This is a genomic window from Pelagibius sp. CAU 1746 (assembly GCF_039839785.1).
Lineage (GTDB): Bacteria > Pseudomonadota > Alphaproteobacteria > Kiloniellales > Kiloniellaceae > Pelagibius.
Map to the genome: position 1 here is coordinate 2678369 of NZ_JBDOQT010000001.1, position 13674 is coordinate 2692042.

General features: G+C 64.9%; 16 protein-coding genes. 14 read left to right on the forward strand and 2 right to left on the reverse strand.

Annotated features, from left to right (window positions below; translation table 11 throughout):
* Positions 1-4 precede the first annotated feature (4 nt).
* The 5 genes from AAFN88_RS12695 (at position 5) to AAFN88_RS12715 (ending at position 4548) form a co-directional block, all read left to right on the forward strand.
* A complete protein-coding gene (locus tag AAFN88_RS12695; RefSeq protein ID WP_347520680.1) occupies positions 5-487 on the forward strand; it encodes a hypothetical protein in 483 nt (160 codons plus the stop codon).
* Between the two features lie 326 nt (positions 488-813).
* Positions 814-2718, forward strand: a complete 1905-nt coding sequence (locus tag AAFN88_RS12700; RefSeq protein WP_347520681.1) for a hypothetical protein — start codon at positions 814-816, stop codon at positions 2716-2718.
* A 127-nt stretch (positions 2719-2845) separates the two neighbouring features.
* Positions 2846-3091, forward strand: coding sequence for a hypothetical protein (locus AAFN88_RS12705; protein WP_347520682.1), 246 nt, complete (start codon positions 2846-2848; stop codon positions 3089-3091).
* 32 nt (positions 3092-3123) lie between these two features.
* Complete coding sequence (locus AAFN88_RS12710) at positions 3124-3615, forward strand: hypothetical protein (protein WP_347520683.1); 492 nt, start codon at positions 3124-3126, stop codon at positions 3613-3615.
* Positions 3616-3642: 27 nt separating this feature from the next.
* Complete coding sequence (locus AAFN88_RS12715) at positions 3643-4548, forward strand: glycosyl hydrolase 108 family protein (protein WP_347520684.1); 906 nt, start codon at positions 3643-3645, stop codon at positions 4546-4548.
* Here the strand turns inward: AAFN88_RS12715 and AAFN88_RS12720 are convergent.
* Positions 4536-4988 (reverse strand): hypothetical protein, encoded by a 453-nt coding sequence (locus AAFN88_RS12720; protein ID WP_347520685.1) that lies wholly within the window; start codon positions 4986-4988, stop codon positions 4536-4538. The two genes, AAFN88_RS12715 and AAFN88_RS12720, sit on opposite strands and share 13 nt — an antisense overlap.
* 119 nt (positions 4989-5107) lie before the next feature.
* On the opposite strand from AAFN88_RS12720, the gene AAFN88_RS12725 reads away from it, so the two are divergent.
* The 8 genes from AAFN88_RS12725 (at position 5108) to AAFN88_RS12760 (ending at position 12069) form a co-directional block, all read left to right on the forward strand.
* Positions 5108-7042 carry a hypothetical protein gene (locus AAFN88_RS12725; RefSeq protein WP_347520686.1) on the forward strand — a complete coding sequence of 645 codons (1935 nt, stop codon included), beginning with the start codon at positions 5108-5110 and terminating at the stop codon, positions 7040-7042.
* Positions 7043-7074: 32 nt separating this feature from the next.
* The gene (locus AAFN88_RS12730; protein ID WP_347520687.1) at positions 7075-7515 is read left to right on the forward strand and encodes a hypothetical protein; all 441 of its coding nucleotides are present in this window, start codon (positions 7075-7077) and stop codon (positions 7513-7515) included.
* A gap of 328 nt (positions 7516-7843) precedes the next feature.
* The gene (locus tag AAFN88_RS12735; RefSeq protein ID WP_347520688.1) at positions 7844-8284 is read left to right on the forward strand and encodes a hypothetical protein; all 441 of its coding nucleotides are present in this window, start codon (positions 7844-7846) and stop codon (positions 8282-8284) included.
* 259 nt (positions 8285-8543) lie between these two features.
* The gene (locus AAFN88_RS12740; RefSeq protein WP_347520689.1) at positions 8544-8705 is read left to right on the forward strand and encodes a hypothetical protein; all 162 of its coding nucleotides are present in this window, start codon (positions 8544-8546) and stop codon (positions 8703-8705) included.
* Positions 8706-9105: 400 nt separating this feature from the next.
* Positions 9106-9573: a hypothetical protein gene (locus tag AAFN88_RS12745; protein ID WP_347520690.1), complete on the forward strand. Its 468-nt coding sequence runs from the start codon at positions 9106-9108 to the stop codon at positions 9571-9573.
* A 289-nt stretch (positions 9574-9862) separates the two neighbouring features.
* Positions 9863-10072: a hypothetical protein gene (locus AAFN88_RS12750; protein WP_347520691.1), complete on the forward strand. Its 210-nt coding sequence runs from the start codon at positions 9863-9865 to the stop codon at positions 10070-10072.
* A gap of 33 nt (positions 10073-10105) precedes the next feature.
* Positions 10106-11746, forward strand: coding sequence for a portal protein (locus AAFN88_RS12755; protein WP_347520692.1), 1641 nt, complete (start codon positions 10106-10108; stop codon positions 11744-11746).
* Positions 11743-12069: a hypothetical protein gene (locus AAFN88_RS12760; protein ID WP_347520693.1), complete on the forward strand. Its 327-nt coding sequence runs from the start codon at positions 11743-11745 to the stop codon at positions 12067-12069. Before AAFN88_RS12755 ends, AAFN88_RS12760 begins: the two co-directional genes overlap by 4 nt.
* 31 nt (positions 12070-12100) lie before the next feature.
* Here AAFN88_RS12760 and AAFN88_RS12765 read toward each other — a convergent pair whose 3' ends face one another.
* The gene (locus tag AAFN88_RS12765; RefSeq protein ID WP_347520694.1) at positions 12101-12610 is read right to left on the reverse strand and encodes a hypothetical protein; all 510 of its coding nucleotides are present in this window, start codon (positions 12608-12610) and stop codon (positions 12101-12103) included.
* 181 nt (positions 12611-12791) lie between these two features.
* On the opposite strand from AAFN88_RS12765, the gene AAFN88_RS12770 reads away from it, so the two are divergent.
* Positions 12792-13661 (forward strand): hypothetical protein, encoded by an 870-nt coding sequence (locus AAFN88_RS12770; protein WP_347520695.1) that lies wholly within the window; start codon positions 12792-12794, stop codon positions 13659-13661.
* Positions 13662-13674: the final 13 nt, after the last annotated feature.

Sequence of the window (13674 nt, forward strand, 5' to 3'; positions counted from 1 at the left end):
TGGCATGGAGTATTTTGGCGACCTTTACGGCGTGCGCGCCGACCAGGAAACATTCATCAAGCGGGAAGAGGAAGTCGTCGACCGCGTGGCCGAGCGCGTGATGGAGGTGCTGGATGTCGAGATGCACGGCAGCATCAGCGACAGTCGTGGCGGTATCTGCTGGGACATCGACCTGCCCCCGAAAGCGGCGGATGGCGACGAAAATCGCAAAGAACTTCTGTTTCTGATAGACGTTCATCTAGCGCCGAACCGTATCATCGAGCCGGACGACGACTATTGGCTCGAAGAGGATTACCAGGAGTTCGCCTGGCTTCTGACCGTCGGTTCGTGCCGCAGAGAGCGTATCGAAGAAACGCGAAAGGCTATCGCGGCCGCAAAGGACTTGGACCTGACTTTGATTCGCTCGACCTACGACAAGGACCTCGGTCCTCGTGGAGGTCCGCCCACCGTTACCTTTTCATTGAAGTCGGAGCCTGAGGAAGAATAGTTATCCGGGTTTTGTGTACCCGGTTGCGAAACCGGAAGGCCGCTATTAACCCTCGATCTATGCGAGCCGCTGTTCTTCAAAGAGAAATAGGATGGAAAAGTGTGCCCCGGTGAACCCTGGGAGATCTATGATTCCGTTGGGCCTACGCACGATGGGCCTATGTTCAGTCGTCCCACCCTGGGAGCGAGGTATCTCAGAAAGTTAGTGAGCCGGCGGCGTGGTTCAGCCGGTGCCTTTTGCAGTCACCATGCATTCTGAGACGTGTTCCCTAAGCCGATAGTGTCGGCTCTCTGGTCTTTTCTCCTCCCGCCTGAGCGGAGTTTTCCATGACCGACGATGCCTCTGTCGAGGCTGCCGGCGAGGCCGCCGGTGGCCCGCCTGTGCCTGCGCGCGCAGAGCCTGCCTTCACCATCCGCAACGTGCCGTTGCCGACGGCGGAAGATCGCCGGGCGCGGCGCGCGGCCATGGACCGTGCGATCGAGTTCGGCGCGGCGCCCTACCGCGACGCCGAAGGCAGGGCGCGCTACGTCGTCTTCAAGGACGCCAACAACGCCCCGGTCGAGGCCTGGACGCGCGACCGAGAAGCCAAGCGCGGCTACCGCCGCACCCAATATGCGCGCAAGGCCGCGGGGCAGATGGCCTGGCATCCCGAGGACCAGATCGAGCTCGCCAAACGCCTGGGGGTGATCCACCACCGCGAGGGCCGCAGCGTGGAGGGCGCCGCCGAGCGCGGCCTCTACGACGCCATCTGGCGTTACGAGCACGTCTGGGACAGCTTCACCGTGCCCCGGAGGATCGGCGGGGGAAGCGCTGTCCAGATCATCGACACCGGGCGCATCGCCGCGGTGGCCGAGGAGGAAGCCCGCAAGCTGCAGGCCGAGGACCCGCGCGCCATCGGCGGCTTCTGGGTGCGCGACCGCAAGAACAACGGCCTCATTTACGTCGTGCCCAATCCCGATCCGGAGGCGGCGGTAGAAGACACGTTATCGGGCGGCCAGGGCGCGGACAGCCTGGCCGGTGATGCCGATATCGACATCGCCCTGGAGCAGTTCTATCCCGCCGACGAATTCGATATCCCGACCGAGAGCTATGACCCCTCTGGGTTCTATCAGCTTGAGGAAACCGAAGACGGCAGCGGCGTCTTCGTCCTGACCTCCAAAGGCTTTGGCGAAGGCGGTATGCAGGTCGCCGCCGAAAGACGCCGCGCGGGCCGCTACGAGATCGCCCAGACGACCCTGGACGACGTCTTCGACGGCATCGTCGCGGTGCTGGACAGTGGGCGCGACGCCAACGACCCGGCCTGGCAGCAACTGGCCCGCATCGCGGCGGAAGTCGCTCCGGGAACGGGCAACGTCCTCAGCGCGCGCGAGGCCTACATCGCCTTCAAGGCCGCCGCCACGGCAATGGAGAAGGGCGACTGGGGCGAGGCGCTGCTGAACGGCGGCGAGGCGCTGTTCAATGCCGCCGGCGCCGTCCCGGCCTTCGGCGAGCTGCTGCGCCTCGGCAAGGGGGCGGTCAAGGTCGCCAACCTGCTGTACCAGGTGGGCCGGACTACCGGCGCCCGCCCGGTGGTGGCGGCCATGGCTCGAAGCGCCGACGAACTGGCGCCGCTGGTCAAGCGGTCAAAGCAGAACCGGGGGCCTTTCAAGGCGCTGGAGAAGACGCCGGGCGGCAACGAGGCCGCGCGCCTGGTGGACCTGCGCCAGAAGGTGCGGCGCCGTCACAGCGGCGGTTTCTTCGAGCAGTCCGCCGAGGGCGCCTTCGAGGCGACGCGCTTTCCACCGCGCAACGCCATTACCAACGAGCGGCGCGGACTGGCGGCGACGGGCATGGCGGTCACCGAAGCACTGCATGGCGGGAAGGGCGTGGTGCGCGATGCCATGTTCCGTCTCGGTGCCGGCTCCATCACCTTCTATTTCGGCGAAGCCGGCAACGCGGCGAAGAGGTACAGGGGCGGCAGCGGCCTGGCCCACATCATCGCCAAGCACGGCCCCGAGGTGATGCCCGAGGTCATCGAGACGATCACGAAGGGGACGCATCGGGTCCTTCGCTCCGGGCCGAACGAGCGTATGGTCATTGAGTACAATGGAACGAGAGTAGTCTTGGCCTTATTTGACAAGGTGGAGGGCAAGAGAAAGTCTTGGCTGCTGACCGGATTTGAGAAGGGCGACACCGACATCAACTTCGATCTCAGCCAGCTCATGGGGCCGCTGTTCTTCAAGTCGAACTAGGAGGGAGGTGTGCCCCGATGAACCCAGAGAGGTTCGTGACTCTATTGGGCCTACGCACGATGGACCTACACTGTTGGCGTCCCACCGTGGGAGCGAGGCACGCATGTAATGTAGGCGTTGCGGCGGCATGATTCAACCGGTGCTTGCGTGGTGGCGCGGGCTGGCGGCGACGGAGGCACTGCATGGCGGGAAGGGCGTGGTGCGCGATGCCATGTTCCGTCTCGGCGCCGGCTCCATCACCTTCTATTTCGGCGAGGCCGGCAACGCGGCGAAGAGGTACAGGGGCGGCAGCGGCCTGGCGCATCCCCCAGGTTCGGTCCCACCCTCCCTGCCGAACCGCGCCGGGCCACCCCGCTGCCGGGTGACTCCCTGATCCTTTTTCCTCCCGCTTGAGCGGAGTTTTCCATGACCGACGATGCCTCTGTCGAGGCTGCCGGCGCAGATGCCGGCGGTCCGCCTGTGCCGGTGCGCGCGATGCCCCCTTTCACCCTCCGCAATGTGCCGCCGCCGACGGCGGAAGATCGCCGGGCGCGGCGTGCGGCCATGGACCGTGCGATCGAGTTCGGCGCGGCGCCCTACCGCGACGCCGAGGGCAAGGCGCGCTACGTCGTCTTCAAGGACGCCAACAACGCCCCGGTCGAGGCCTGGACCCGCGACCGCGAGGCCAAGCGCGGCTACCGCCGTACCCAGTACGCGCGCAAGGCCGCGGGCCAGATGGCCTGGCATCCCGAGGACCAGATCGAGCTCGCCAAGCGCCTGGGGGTGATCTACCACCGCGAGGGCCGCAGCGTGGAGGGCGCCGCCGAGCGCGGCCTCTACGACGCCATCTGGCGCTACGAGCACGTCTGGGACAGCTTCACCGTGCCGCGGCGGATCGGCGGGGGAAGCGCGACCTAGATCATCGACACCGGGCGCATCGCCGCAGTGGCCGAGGAAGAGGCGCGCAGGCTGCAGGCCGAGGACCCTAGAGCCGCCGGCGGCTTCTGGGTGCGCGACCGCAAGAACCGCGGCCTCATCTACGTCGTCCCCAATCCCGGTCCGAACGAGGCGGACAGTGAGAAAATCATGAAGGGTGAGAGCGACGATGTTCTCATCGGGCAGGCCGGAGCCGCGGCGCCGACAGCGGCACAGAGCTTCACGGGTTCACCGTATACGAACCACCCGCTGTCCCAACAATTGCCCACTGAGCAAAGGCTGTTTGAGCTTTTCCTTCGGAACCTGGGCCCCCGCGAAGGAGGTATCGCAAACCGACCGCCGAGCGCCGACAAAGGAGGGCCGACCAAGAGAGGTCTGTCCAAGGCTTTTCTCGATGAACTCAGGAAACTGCCGGCGTACAAGCATCTGCCGGAAGATCCACGCAGATTGACGGATGCCCAGATCGATGCGCTCTACAGAGCAGAAAAATTCGACCGTCCGCAAATTTGGAAACTGGCGCAGATCCCTGCTCTATGGGCGTCGGCGCCACAGCTTGTTGAGCAGATATTCGATGCCGGTGTTCTGCACGGGATTCTCGACCCAGGAAGATGGTTCCAGGAAGCTCTGGACGAGGTAATGGGAACTGATCTGCGTAGCCAGGTGGGTGGCAAGTTGGGCTATGACGGTATTATCGGATCGCGCACGCGAAAAGCCGCAGAGCAAGCTGTGCTGGCAGGTAAGATCGTTGAGGTCAACAACCTCATGGTCGACAAGCGCCGTGCCTACGTGAAATCTCTGCCCGAATTCCCCCCAGAATCCCGGTTGGATTCCGCGGGCGGAGTCATTTCGGATGGTACCGGCAGGGCCGGCGGTAAGACCGTGAACAGTGGGATGTCGGGCGCTCAAAGCTTGTAGCGATTCCGCTGTCCAACGGCATCTTTTAGCATGCGCTCCAGAACATCGGACCAAGCAATCAGGTCGGAACTGTAATATTGCGTGGGACAGATCCGGCAGCCTTTGTTCTCGTTGTAGATATGCCAGTAGAGGTCAGTATAGGTCTCTCTGGTGATCTCCAATTTGCGGGCGGCTGACTCTCGCGAAAGTACCGTTGCAGGGAAGAGAGCCGCAAACTGCTCCAGGATGCGCTCCTCCAGGCACACAATGCTGTCAAAGATACCATCGCGCGTAGCTGCGGTGCTGCCGAGACGCTGGTCGTACGTCATGTCCCAGCAGGCGTCGATCATCGCCTGAGCATCAATCGGCTCGTAAGGTTCGGGTCGGTTGCCGCCGGCCTGGGCAGGGACGGCTGTCAGAAGATAGGCCAAAAATGAGGCGGTGAGCATCGAGCGTTTCATGGTGTTCTTCCCCTATTGAGTAACGGCAGCCTGCGTGCCGATTGCGGCATTCTTTAGGCGAGGACGTGTCCAGCCGCCGCATTCTGATCCTTTCTCCTCCCGCCTGAGCGGAGTTTTCCATGACCGACGATGCCTCTCCCGAGGCTGCCGGCGAGACCGCCGGCGGCCCGCCTGTGCCTGCGCGCGCAGAGCCTGCCTTCACCATCCGCAATGTGCCGTTGCCGACGGCGGAAGATCGCCGGGCGCGGCGCGCGGCCATGGACCGTGCGATCGAGTTCGGCGCGGCGCCCTACCGCGACGCCGAAGGCAGGGCGCGCTACGTCGTCTTCAAGGACGCCAACAACGCCCCGGTCGAGGCCTGGACGCGCGACCGCGAGGCCAAGCGCGGCTACCGCCGCACCCAGTACGCGCGCAAGGCCGCGGGGCAGATGGCCTGGCATCCCGAGGACCAGATCGAGCTCGCCAAACGCCTGGGGGTGATCTACCACCGCGAGGGCCGCAGCGTGGAGGGCGCCGCCGAGCGCGGGCTCTACGACGCCATCTGGCGCTACGAGCACGTCTGGGACAGCTTCACCGTGCCCCGGCGGATCGGCGGGGGAAGCGCCACCCAGATCATCGACACCGGGCGCATCGCCGCGGTGGCCGAGGAGGAGGCGCGCAGGCTGCAGGCCGAGGACCCGCGCGCCGCTGGTGGCTTCTGGGTGCGCGACCGCAAGAACCGCGGCCTCATCTACGTCGTCCCCAATCCCGGTCCTGATGCAGCGGTAGAAGACACGCTTGTTGGCATGGCCGATCCGGCCGGAGTGAGCCGGGCCATCTTTGACGTCCCGCCGGAGGTCTACGATCCGGCCGGTTTCTATCGCATCGAAGAGGGCATAGAGGGCGGCGACTTCCTCATTGTCGTCGATGGCGAGGAACACCGAGGCCTGCTGCATCGCGTCGCCGCCGGGCCCGGCCCCCAGGAGCAGCAGCGGCGGGTTCAGCGGGAAACCCTTGACCAGGTCGCCGACGGCTTCCTCGCCGTGCTGGACGCCGGCAGCGGGCCGGACGATCCGCTGTGGCAGCAGTTGGCGCGCCTGGTGGCGGAGATTCTGCCCGGCAGCGGCCATGCCCTGAGCGCGCGCGAGGCCTATGTCGCCTTCAACGCCGCCGCCACGGCAATGGAGAACGGCGACTGGGAAGAGGCGCTTCTGAAGGGTGGGGAGGCGCTGTTCAACCTGGCCGGCGCGGTGCCGGCCATCGGCGACCTGCTGCGCCTCGGCAAGGGTGCGGTGAAGGTCGCCAACCTGCTGCTGAAGCTGCTGCGCCGGAGCGAAAGGCGACCCCAGGTGCTGGCCATGGCGGCGGCCGGAGGCGGGGCGGGGCGGAAAACGGGCCACGGCTCGGAGATCGGTCAAGACCTGGGTCCTGGAGGCCAAGGCAAGGGCAAGAGTGGTGGCGAAACCGGCGCGCCGCTTCCCGAGGAGCCGCCGAAGAAGTCAGGTGACGCTGCGGGGCCGCTGAACGCCGAGATCGAGGTGGTGAACCCGGCCGGCAAGGGCCCGGTCGACCGGGCGTATCCCGACACGGGCACCAGTCTCTACGTCGGCCGGGGCGAGCCGGTGGCCAAGCAGGTCTGGGAGTCGGGTGTTCCCCTGGGGTTCAAGTCCAAAGACGAGCTTCGCGGCTTCACCGAGTTGGCGCAGGGAAGACTGGTGAGCCAGGCCGATGACGTGGTAATCGGGATCAAGGGCAGTGCCGTTACCGGGCGCTCGTATAACCCCAGCCGCGGCGACTACTCAGGCCCGGCTTTCGACGGCAAGCCCGGCGGCAGCGATCTCGACCTTGCGATCGTCAGCCCGACCTTGCTGAGGAAGGCGCAGGAAGCGGGTATTCCGTTGCGGGGCGGCAGGCTGAGGACGGGGCCTCTAGATAAGGAACTACTCAAGGCGATTGGGCTAGACGGCATCATCGAAGATCTATCTGGTTTTCTAGGTGGCCGGAAGGTCACGCTGATGTTCTATGGCACAGCGGAGGCGCTTCAGGGGCGGGGCACGATGATGATCTTGAAGTGAAGCGATTGCTGAGATGGTTTAAGGGAAAGAAAATGACTTACGAAGCTGATGCCTATGGAATTTACGCGGAGCCGGCCGGTTTGGACGCCGGCTATGAGCCCGTCCTGCATCGCTTGGCCGGGATTCTCTCCAAGGCGACCGGAGTAGACCTATATGAAAGGCATAGCGATGTCTGGGGCGGCGTTTACTATCGGGGCGAAGAAGAGGGAGAAGCGGGAGATGACATATCCTTCATGTTGACGGTCAACTTCACGCCGGCGGAGGACGACTGGCTGGAGCCTGACTACAAAGAGTATGCTGTTCTCATCAAGCTGTTTGGCGAGTCCCTCAAGCGTGTCGCCGAGTGCAGGCAAGCGATCGCCGAGGCAAGCGGCCTTGGTGCGGTCCTGCTGCGCCGCACGAAAGGACGTGAGAATCAGCGCGGCGAAGTTCTCTTTTCCTTGAAAGACGAGCCGGGTGGCGGAAGCCGCTGAACCTTGCGGCTCCACAAGATGTTTTCCCTTCGCGGACCCAGCTTGACGCCGGCGGCAGCTTCGACCTTGCGTTCATCAGCCTGATCTTGTTGAGGAAGGCTCAGGAAGCGGGCATTCCATTGCGGGGACGTGGGGGAAGAACGGCACCTATAGATGACGATCTGCTTGAGAAGATAGGACTGGAAGGGATCCGCGATGAACTATCCGACCTTGTGGGTGGCCGGAAGGTCACGCTGATGTTCTATGGCACGGCGGAGGCACTTCAGGGGCGGGGTACGATGATGATCTTGAAGTGAAGCGATTGCTGAGATGGTGTAAGGCAAAGAAAATGACTTACGAAGCTGATGCCTATGGAATTCACGCGGAGCCGGCCGGTTTGGACGCCGGCTATGAGCCCGTCCTGCATCGCTTGGCCGGAATTCTCTCCAAGGCGACTGGGGTGGCCCTGGAAGAACGGCATAGCGATGTCTGGGGCGGCGTGTACTATCGGGGCGAAGCGAATGGAGCGGAGGGAAAAGACGTTTCCATCATGTTGACAGTCAACTTCACGCCGGCGGAGGACGACTGGCTGGAACCTGACTACAAAGAGTATGCAGTTCTCATCAAGCTGTTTGGCAAGTCTGCCAGACGCGTCGCCGAATGCAGGAAAGCGATCGCAGAGGCAAGCGAGCTTGGTGCGGTCCTGCTGCGCCGCACGAGGGCATCCCCGAATCCGCGTGATGAGATTCTCTTTTCCTTGAAAGACGAAGCGGGTGGCGGAAGCCGCTGAACCTTGCGGCTCCACAAGATGTTTTCCCTTGGCGGGCTCTGCTTGAGGCCGGCGGCAGCTTCGACCTTGCGTTCATCAGCCTGAGCTTGTTGAGGAAGGCTCAGGAAGCGGGGCGCCATGATGATCTTGAGGTGAAGCGATTGCGCAGTTTGTGTGAGGGAAAGTGAATGACCGACGAAGCTGATGAGTATGGAATCCGAGCGGAGCCCAACAATTCAGATGCCGGCTATGAACTGGTCCTGCATCGCTTGGCAAGAGAATGATCATTACCTACAGAAACCAAAAAGCGGTCTTGGTATTGCAGAACGCTAAGACGGGAAAGAAAGAGTCGTGGTTGCTGACTGGTTACACAAAAGGTGACACCGACATTAATTTCGATCTCAGCCAGCTCACGGGGCCGCTGTTCTTCAAAGCGAACTAGGAAGGAAGAGTGTGCCCCGGTGAACCCAGGGAGGCGATTGTCTCCGTTGGGCCTACGCACGATGGGCCTACGACTTGCCGTCCCACCGTGGGAGCGAGGCACCTCGACAATGTAGGCGCTGCGGTGGATCGGTTCAACCGGCGCTTGAGTCGCGCCGCTGCGGCGACTCAAGGCCCGCTGTTCTTCAAGCCGAATTGAGAGAGATAGAGTGTGCCCCGGTGAACTCAGGAAGGTTCGCGACTCCGCTGAGCCTACGCACCGGTGGGTTACACGTTATCACCCAACGGTGGGAGCGAGGCACTCTGCCAACATAGGCGCCACGGCGAGCCGGTTCAACCGGCGCCTGCATGAACCTGCTGCTCCCCGGCAGCGCGGACGGCTTCACAGACGAGTAGTTCCAATGGCCGATAACGAGTGCTGCGATGGCGCGCCGCCGCACGCGCTTGCCGTCTTCCATGACCGGGGGGGCGGATTCTGGCCGCGTGTCTTCGGACGGCCGGGCTTTCGCCACTGCTTCGTCGCGGTGAACGACGGCCGTGCCTGGATCGTGATCGACCCCTGCAGCGACGGCACGCGGATCAGTGCCGACGTTGCTGCAGCAGTCGACCTGGCCGCCCACTATCGCGGGCTCGGCTGTACTGTCGTCGAGACGGCAGTCGCGCAAAGCCGCCGCCGCTACGGCCTGCCCTGGGCCTTCACTTGTGTCGAGGCTGTCAAACGCATCCTTCATGTCCACGGCTGGTGGCTTTGGACACCCTATCAACTCTATCGATGCCTGGAGAGCCGGAATGGGATCATCTCTCAGTCCGCCACGCCCGGGGCCGACCTTCGAACAGAAGCGGCGCAGCGGCAAGGAGGCGGTAAGTGACGTCAAGAAGAAGCGGTCAGAGTACGGCCTGGGCGGGTTCCGCGATGTGCAGCCAGTGCCAGCTCCGCCACTGGTGCCGATACCTGCCTTTGACGAGCGTATCGCCACGGCGCTGACCCGGGCAGGGATACCGGAGGAGCGGCAGGGAACGCTCGTACGCACGCGGCGGCGGGAGGAGCCGCCGGATAAGCGGGGGCACGAAACCGCGTTCCACCGCCGCATCAATGAACGGACGGGCGGCCGAAAGGCCTTCCACTTTTCGCGGCGCGACCGATAGGAGGACGACGACATGGGTGCAATTTTCAATCCCCCGAAGCCGAAAGCTCCACCGCCTCCGCCGCCACCGCCGGATCCGGCGACGGACCCCGCAATTGAAGAGGCGCGAAAGCGCGAGCGGGAAGCCGCGCGGCGCCGCAAGGGACGCCAGGCGACGATCCTGACCGGCGGCCTGGGCGACACCAGCGATCCCAGGGTGCAGCAGCCGACGCTGCTCGGCTGAGCCTTCATCATTCCATTAAGACAGGATTCCTTCATGTCTCGTGAAATTGACGACTTGCTGGCGCGCCACAAACGCCTGAAGGACCAGCGCCGCGTCTGGGAAAGCCACTGGCAGGAGCTGGCGGAGGTCATGCTGCCCCGCCGCGCCGACTTCACGACGCAGAAAATGGACGGCGAGCGGCGGACGGAGCACCTCTTCGACGGCACGCCCATGCTGGCCCGGCGCGGCCTGGCGGCGGCCATCGACGGCCTGCTGAAGCCGAAGACCGCCCGCTGGTTCCGGGTAAAGACGCTGGATGACCGGTTGGGCGAGGACGAGAGCGTGAAGCGCTGGCTGGAGATCGCCGAGGAGCGCCTCTACCGCGCGATCTACAGCCGCCGCGCCCGCTTCATCCAGCGCTCCGGCGAGGTGGACGAGGACCTGGTGACCTTCGGCACCGGGGTGCTGTTCATCGGCGAAGGGCGGGAGCTGAACCGCCTGCTGTTCCGCTCCTACCATCTGAAGGACGTGGTGCTGAGCGAGAACGCCGACGGGGAGATCGACAGCCTTTTCATCACCCTGCGCTTGACGGCGCGGCAGGCGGCGCAGCGCTTCGGCGAGGCGGCGCTGGGCAAGGACACGCGCGAGGCCCTGAAGGCCGGGGAGGCGGACAAGGAGTTCACCTTCCTGCAGGCGGTGATGCCGCGCGAAGAGCGCGATCGGCGCCGCCGCGACAACAAGAACCTGCCCTATGCTTCGCTCATTGTCGACGTGCAGTCCGTGCACCTGGTGAGCGAAAGCGGCTACCACGAGTTCCCCTTCGCGGTGCCGCGCTGGGACACGAGCTCGGGCGAGGTCTACGGCCGTTCGCCGGGCATGATCGCCCTGCCGGACGCCAACACCCTGCAGCAGATGGGCAAGACCTTGCTGGTCGCCGGCCACAAGGCGGTCGATCCGCCTTTGCTGGTGGGTGACGATTCCGTGCTGGGCACACCCAAGACCTTCCCCGGCGGCATTACCACCTTCGACATGCAGGCGGCGCGCGACCTGGGCCGCATCCCCATCGAGCCGCTGCAGACAGGCTTCAACCTGCCGCTGGGCCGCGAGATGCAGAAGGACGCCCGCGACCAGATCTGGGCGGCCTTCTTCCGCAACGTTCTGCAGTTGCCTGTCGACGCACCGCGCATGACGGCGACCGAAGTGCTGGAGCGCAAGGAGGAGTTCATCCGCACCATCGGCCCGGTCTTTGGGCGGCTGGAGAGCGATTACATCGGCCAGGTGGTCGAGCGCAGCTTCAACATCCTGCTGCGCGCCGGCGCCTTCCCGGAGCCGCCGGAAATTCTGCAGGGCCAGGAGGTGATCTTCGACTACGCCAGCCCGGTGGAGCAGGCGCGCAGGCAGATCGAGGCGGCGGGGGCGGCACGTTCGGTGGAGTTGCTGGCACCTTTCGTACAGGCCGATCCGAGCATCCTCGACAATTTCGACGGCGATGCCATCGCCCGCGACACGCCGGAGATCTTCGGCATGCCGCAGCGCTGGCTGCGCCCCAAGGAGGAGGTGGACGGCCGCCGCGAGGGCCGTCAGCAGGCCGACCAGGCGGGCGCCCTGCTGCAAGGGGCGGCGGAGGCCGCCGGCGGTGGCGCAGGGGGAAGCGGCGTGCTGCAACAGCTTCTGCAAGGGGGCGCGGCGCAGTGATCGGGCTATTCAGGAAAGGGCCGATCGGGCAGCCCGATCCCGATGCCTTCTTCGATGCTCTGCGCAAGGTCTCGTTGGGTCAGCGCTACACGGCGATCGACCGCTACCGCGATTTCCGCGCCGTGTTCTTCGGCGAGTCGACGCCGCAGCAGGGCAAGCGGGTGCTGTGGCAGATCCTGGAGTGGTGCCGCCTGTTCCGCCCGGTGAGCGCGCCGGGAGACCCGCACGAGACCTACCGCCGCGACGGTGAGCGCAATATCGGCCTCAGGATCTTCATGGCCTTGAACGCCGAACCCGACGAGCCGGTTCCGCCTCAGGAGTAAGTCATGATCGACGACGCCCTCAGTGGGCCGCTTAGCGAAAGACGTAGCGGAGCAGGCGTTCGCCGTGCAGAGGGCGGCGCGCGCTGAGGCCGTCGAAGCGGAAACCTATGCGCTCCAACCACTCCCGGCTGGGAACGTGATCCGGATGAGCCTCCACGAGAATACTGTCTAGGCCATAGCTTCGCTTGAGCCGTGGCAGGGCACGGGCGAAGGCGCGGAACAAGCTCAGCCATGTCTGGCGGCACAGCGGCGCCGAGAAGAAAGCCCAGGCCTTTGCCTGCAGGCCCCCAATCGCCAGACCAGCGCAGGCGACAACCTTATCTCCCCACAGGAGAGAGAGGGCAGGACCGCTGTGGCTATGGCCCATCGCGAAGCGCAGCAGGGAGCGGCGCAGCATCGGCTCCGGCCGTAGATCCGCGAGGTCAGATAGAGCGAAAGGAAGCAGCCCCAGGACTTTGCCTGCGGGTGCGGGTCTGATCGCCGTGCGCCGTCGCCTGGCGACACCTTGGGAAGCGGGGACCTGGCTTGCCGTCGTCTGCATGATCTTCCTCCTTGAGCAGCAGTTTCAGTTCCCCTCTCGTTTCTCTACCGAAGGTTGGAATGGAATTGCGGCGTAATTATGTCATCGCGCCGAAATCGGCGGGCGAACTATAGCCATGAGTTGCAACGAGGGGGCTGCAGGGCGCCGTCCCTCTCTCGAACAATGAAGGAGCACGGACCCAATGAGCGACAATCCGGTCACGGCAGGCAAACCCGAGGCCCCGGCTTCCGGTGGCGAGTCCGGCGCACCAGAGGCCGGCGCTGACTGGCGCGGCGCCATCACGGAACCTGGCTTGCGGCGAGTCGCGGAGAAATTCACCTCGCCGGCGGAGGTAGTGAAGTCCTACGCTGCCTTGCAGAGCCGGCTGGGCCGCTCGGTGGTGAAGCCGGGACCTGACGCGGGGCCGGAGGAACTGGCTGCCTACCGCCGTCAGCTCGGCGTGCCGGAAAGCTCCGAAGGCTATCAGGTGAGCCTACCGGAAGACTTGCCGGAGCAACTGCACGCCGACCCGGCGGGCGAGGCGCTGCAGCGGGACTTCCTGCAGACCATGCACGAGGCCGGCGCCAGCAACGAGGTCGTGCAGAGGGCGCTGGACTGGTACTACGGCAACGTGACGCAGAGCCTGACCCACCAGGCGCAGTCGGCGGCCGAACGCCGCGCCGAGGCGGAAGCCAGCCTGCGCCGCGAATGGGGCGGCGACCACGAGCGCAACCTGACCTTCGCCCAGCGCGCCGTGCAGTCCTTCGGCGACGATGGTTTCGTCGACTTCCTGGAGAGCCAGGAAGTGGAGGGCGTGAAGCTGGGCGACCATCCGGCCTTCGTACGCGCCTTCGCCGCCATCGGCCGCTCCATGGGTGAGGACGTCCCGCTGAGTGGCGAGGGCACGAGTGGCGGCAGCAGCTTGCAGGCGCGCATCGACGCCCTGCACGCGCTGCAGGACAGTGACCCGCAGAAGTACGCCACCCGCGCAGTACAGAGCGAGTTGCAGTCGCTCTACGGCCGGCTCTACGGCGGGCAGCCGGTGGTGGGGAGCGAGGGGCGGCGGCTGTAGACCGCGACAGCGA

What these genes read in the sequence shown, in the direction of transcription:
- AAFN88_RS12750 (WP_347520691.1), top strand. Translation starts at nt 9,863, where the DNA reads ATGGGTGCAATTTTCAATCCCCCGAAGCCGAAAGCTCCACCGCCTCCG.
- AAFN88_RS12740 (WP_347520689.1), top strand. Translation starts at nt 8,544, where the DNA reads ATGATCATTACCTACAGAAACCAAAAAGCGGTCTTGGTATTGCAGAAC.
- AAFN88_RS12710 (WP_347520683.1), top strand. Translation starts at nt 3,124, where the DNA reads ATGACCGACGATGCCTCTGTCGAGGCTGCCGGCGCAGATGCCGGCGGT.
- AAFN88_RS12705 (WP_347520682.1), top strand. Translation starts at nt 2,846, where the DNA reads ATGATTCAACCGGTGCTTGCGTGGTGGCGCGGGCTGGCGGCGACGGAG.
- AAFN88_RS12725 (WP_347520686.1), top strand. Translation starts at nt 5,108, where the DNA reads ATGACCGACGATGCCTCTCCCGAGGCTGCCGGCGAGACCGCCGGCGGC.
- AAFN88_RS12695 (WP_347520680.1), top strand. Translation starts at nt 5, where the DNA reads ATGGAGTATTTTGGCGACCTTTACGGCGTGCGCGCCGACCAGGAAACA.
- AAFN88_RS12770 (WP_347520695.1), top strand. Translation starts at nt 12,792, where the DNA reads ATGAGCGACAATCCGGTCACGGCAGGCAAACCCGAGGCCCCGGCTTCC.
- AAFN88_RS12735 (WP_347520688.1), top strand. Translation starts at nt 7,844, where the DNA reads ATGACTTACGAAGCTGATGCCTATGGAATTCACGCGGAGCCGGCCGGT.
- AAFN88_RS12745 (WP_347520690.1), top strand. Translation starts at nt 9,106, where the DNA reads ATGGCCGATAACGAGTGCTGCGATGGCGCGCCGCCGCACGCGCTTGCC.
- AAFN88_RS12765 (WP_347520694.1), bottom strand. Translation starts at nt 12,610, where the DNA reads ATGCAGACGACGGCAAGCCAGGTCCCCGCTTCCCAAGGTGTCGCCAGG.
- AAFN88_RS12700 (WP_347520681.1), top strand. Translation starts at nt 814, where the DNA reads ATGACCGACGATGCCTCTGTCGAGGCTGCCGGCGAGGCCGCCGGTGGC.
- AAFN88_RS12755 (WP_347520692.1), top strand. Translation starts at nt 10,106, where the DNA reads ATGTCTCGTGAAATTGACGACTTGCTGGCGCGCCACAAACGCCTGAAG.
- AAFN88_RS12730 (WP_347520687.1), top strand. Translation starts at nt 7,075, where the DNA reads ATGACTTACGAAGCTGATGCCTATGGAATTTACGCGGAGCCGGCCGGT.
- AAFN88_RS12720 (WP_347520685.1), bottom strand. Translation starts at nt 4,988, where the DNA reads ATGAAACGCTCGATGCTCACCGCCTCATTTTTGGCCTATCTTCTGACA.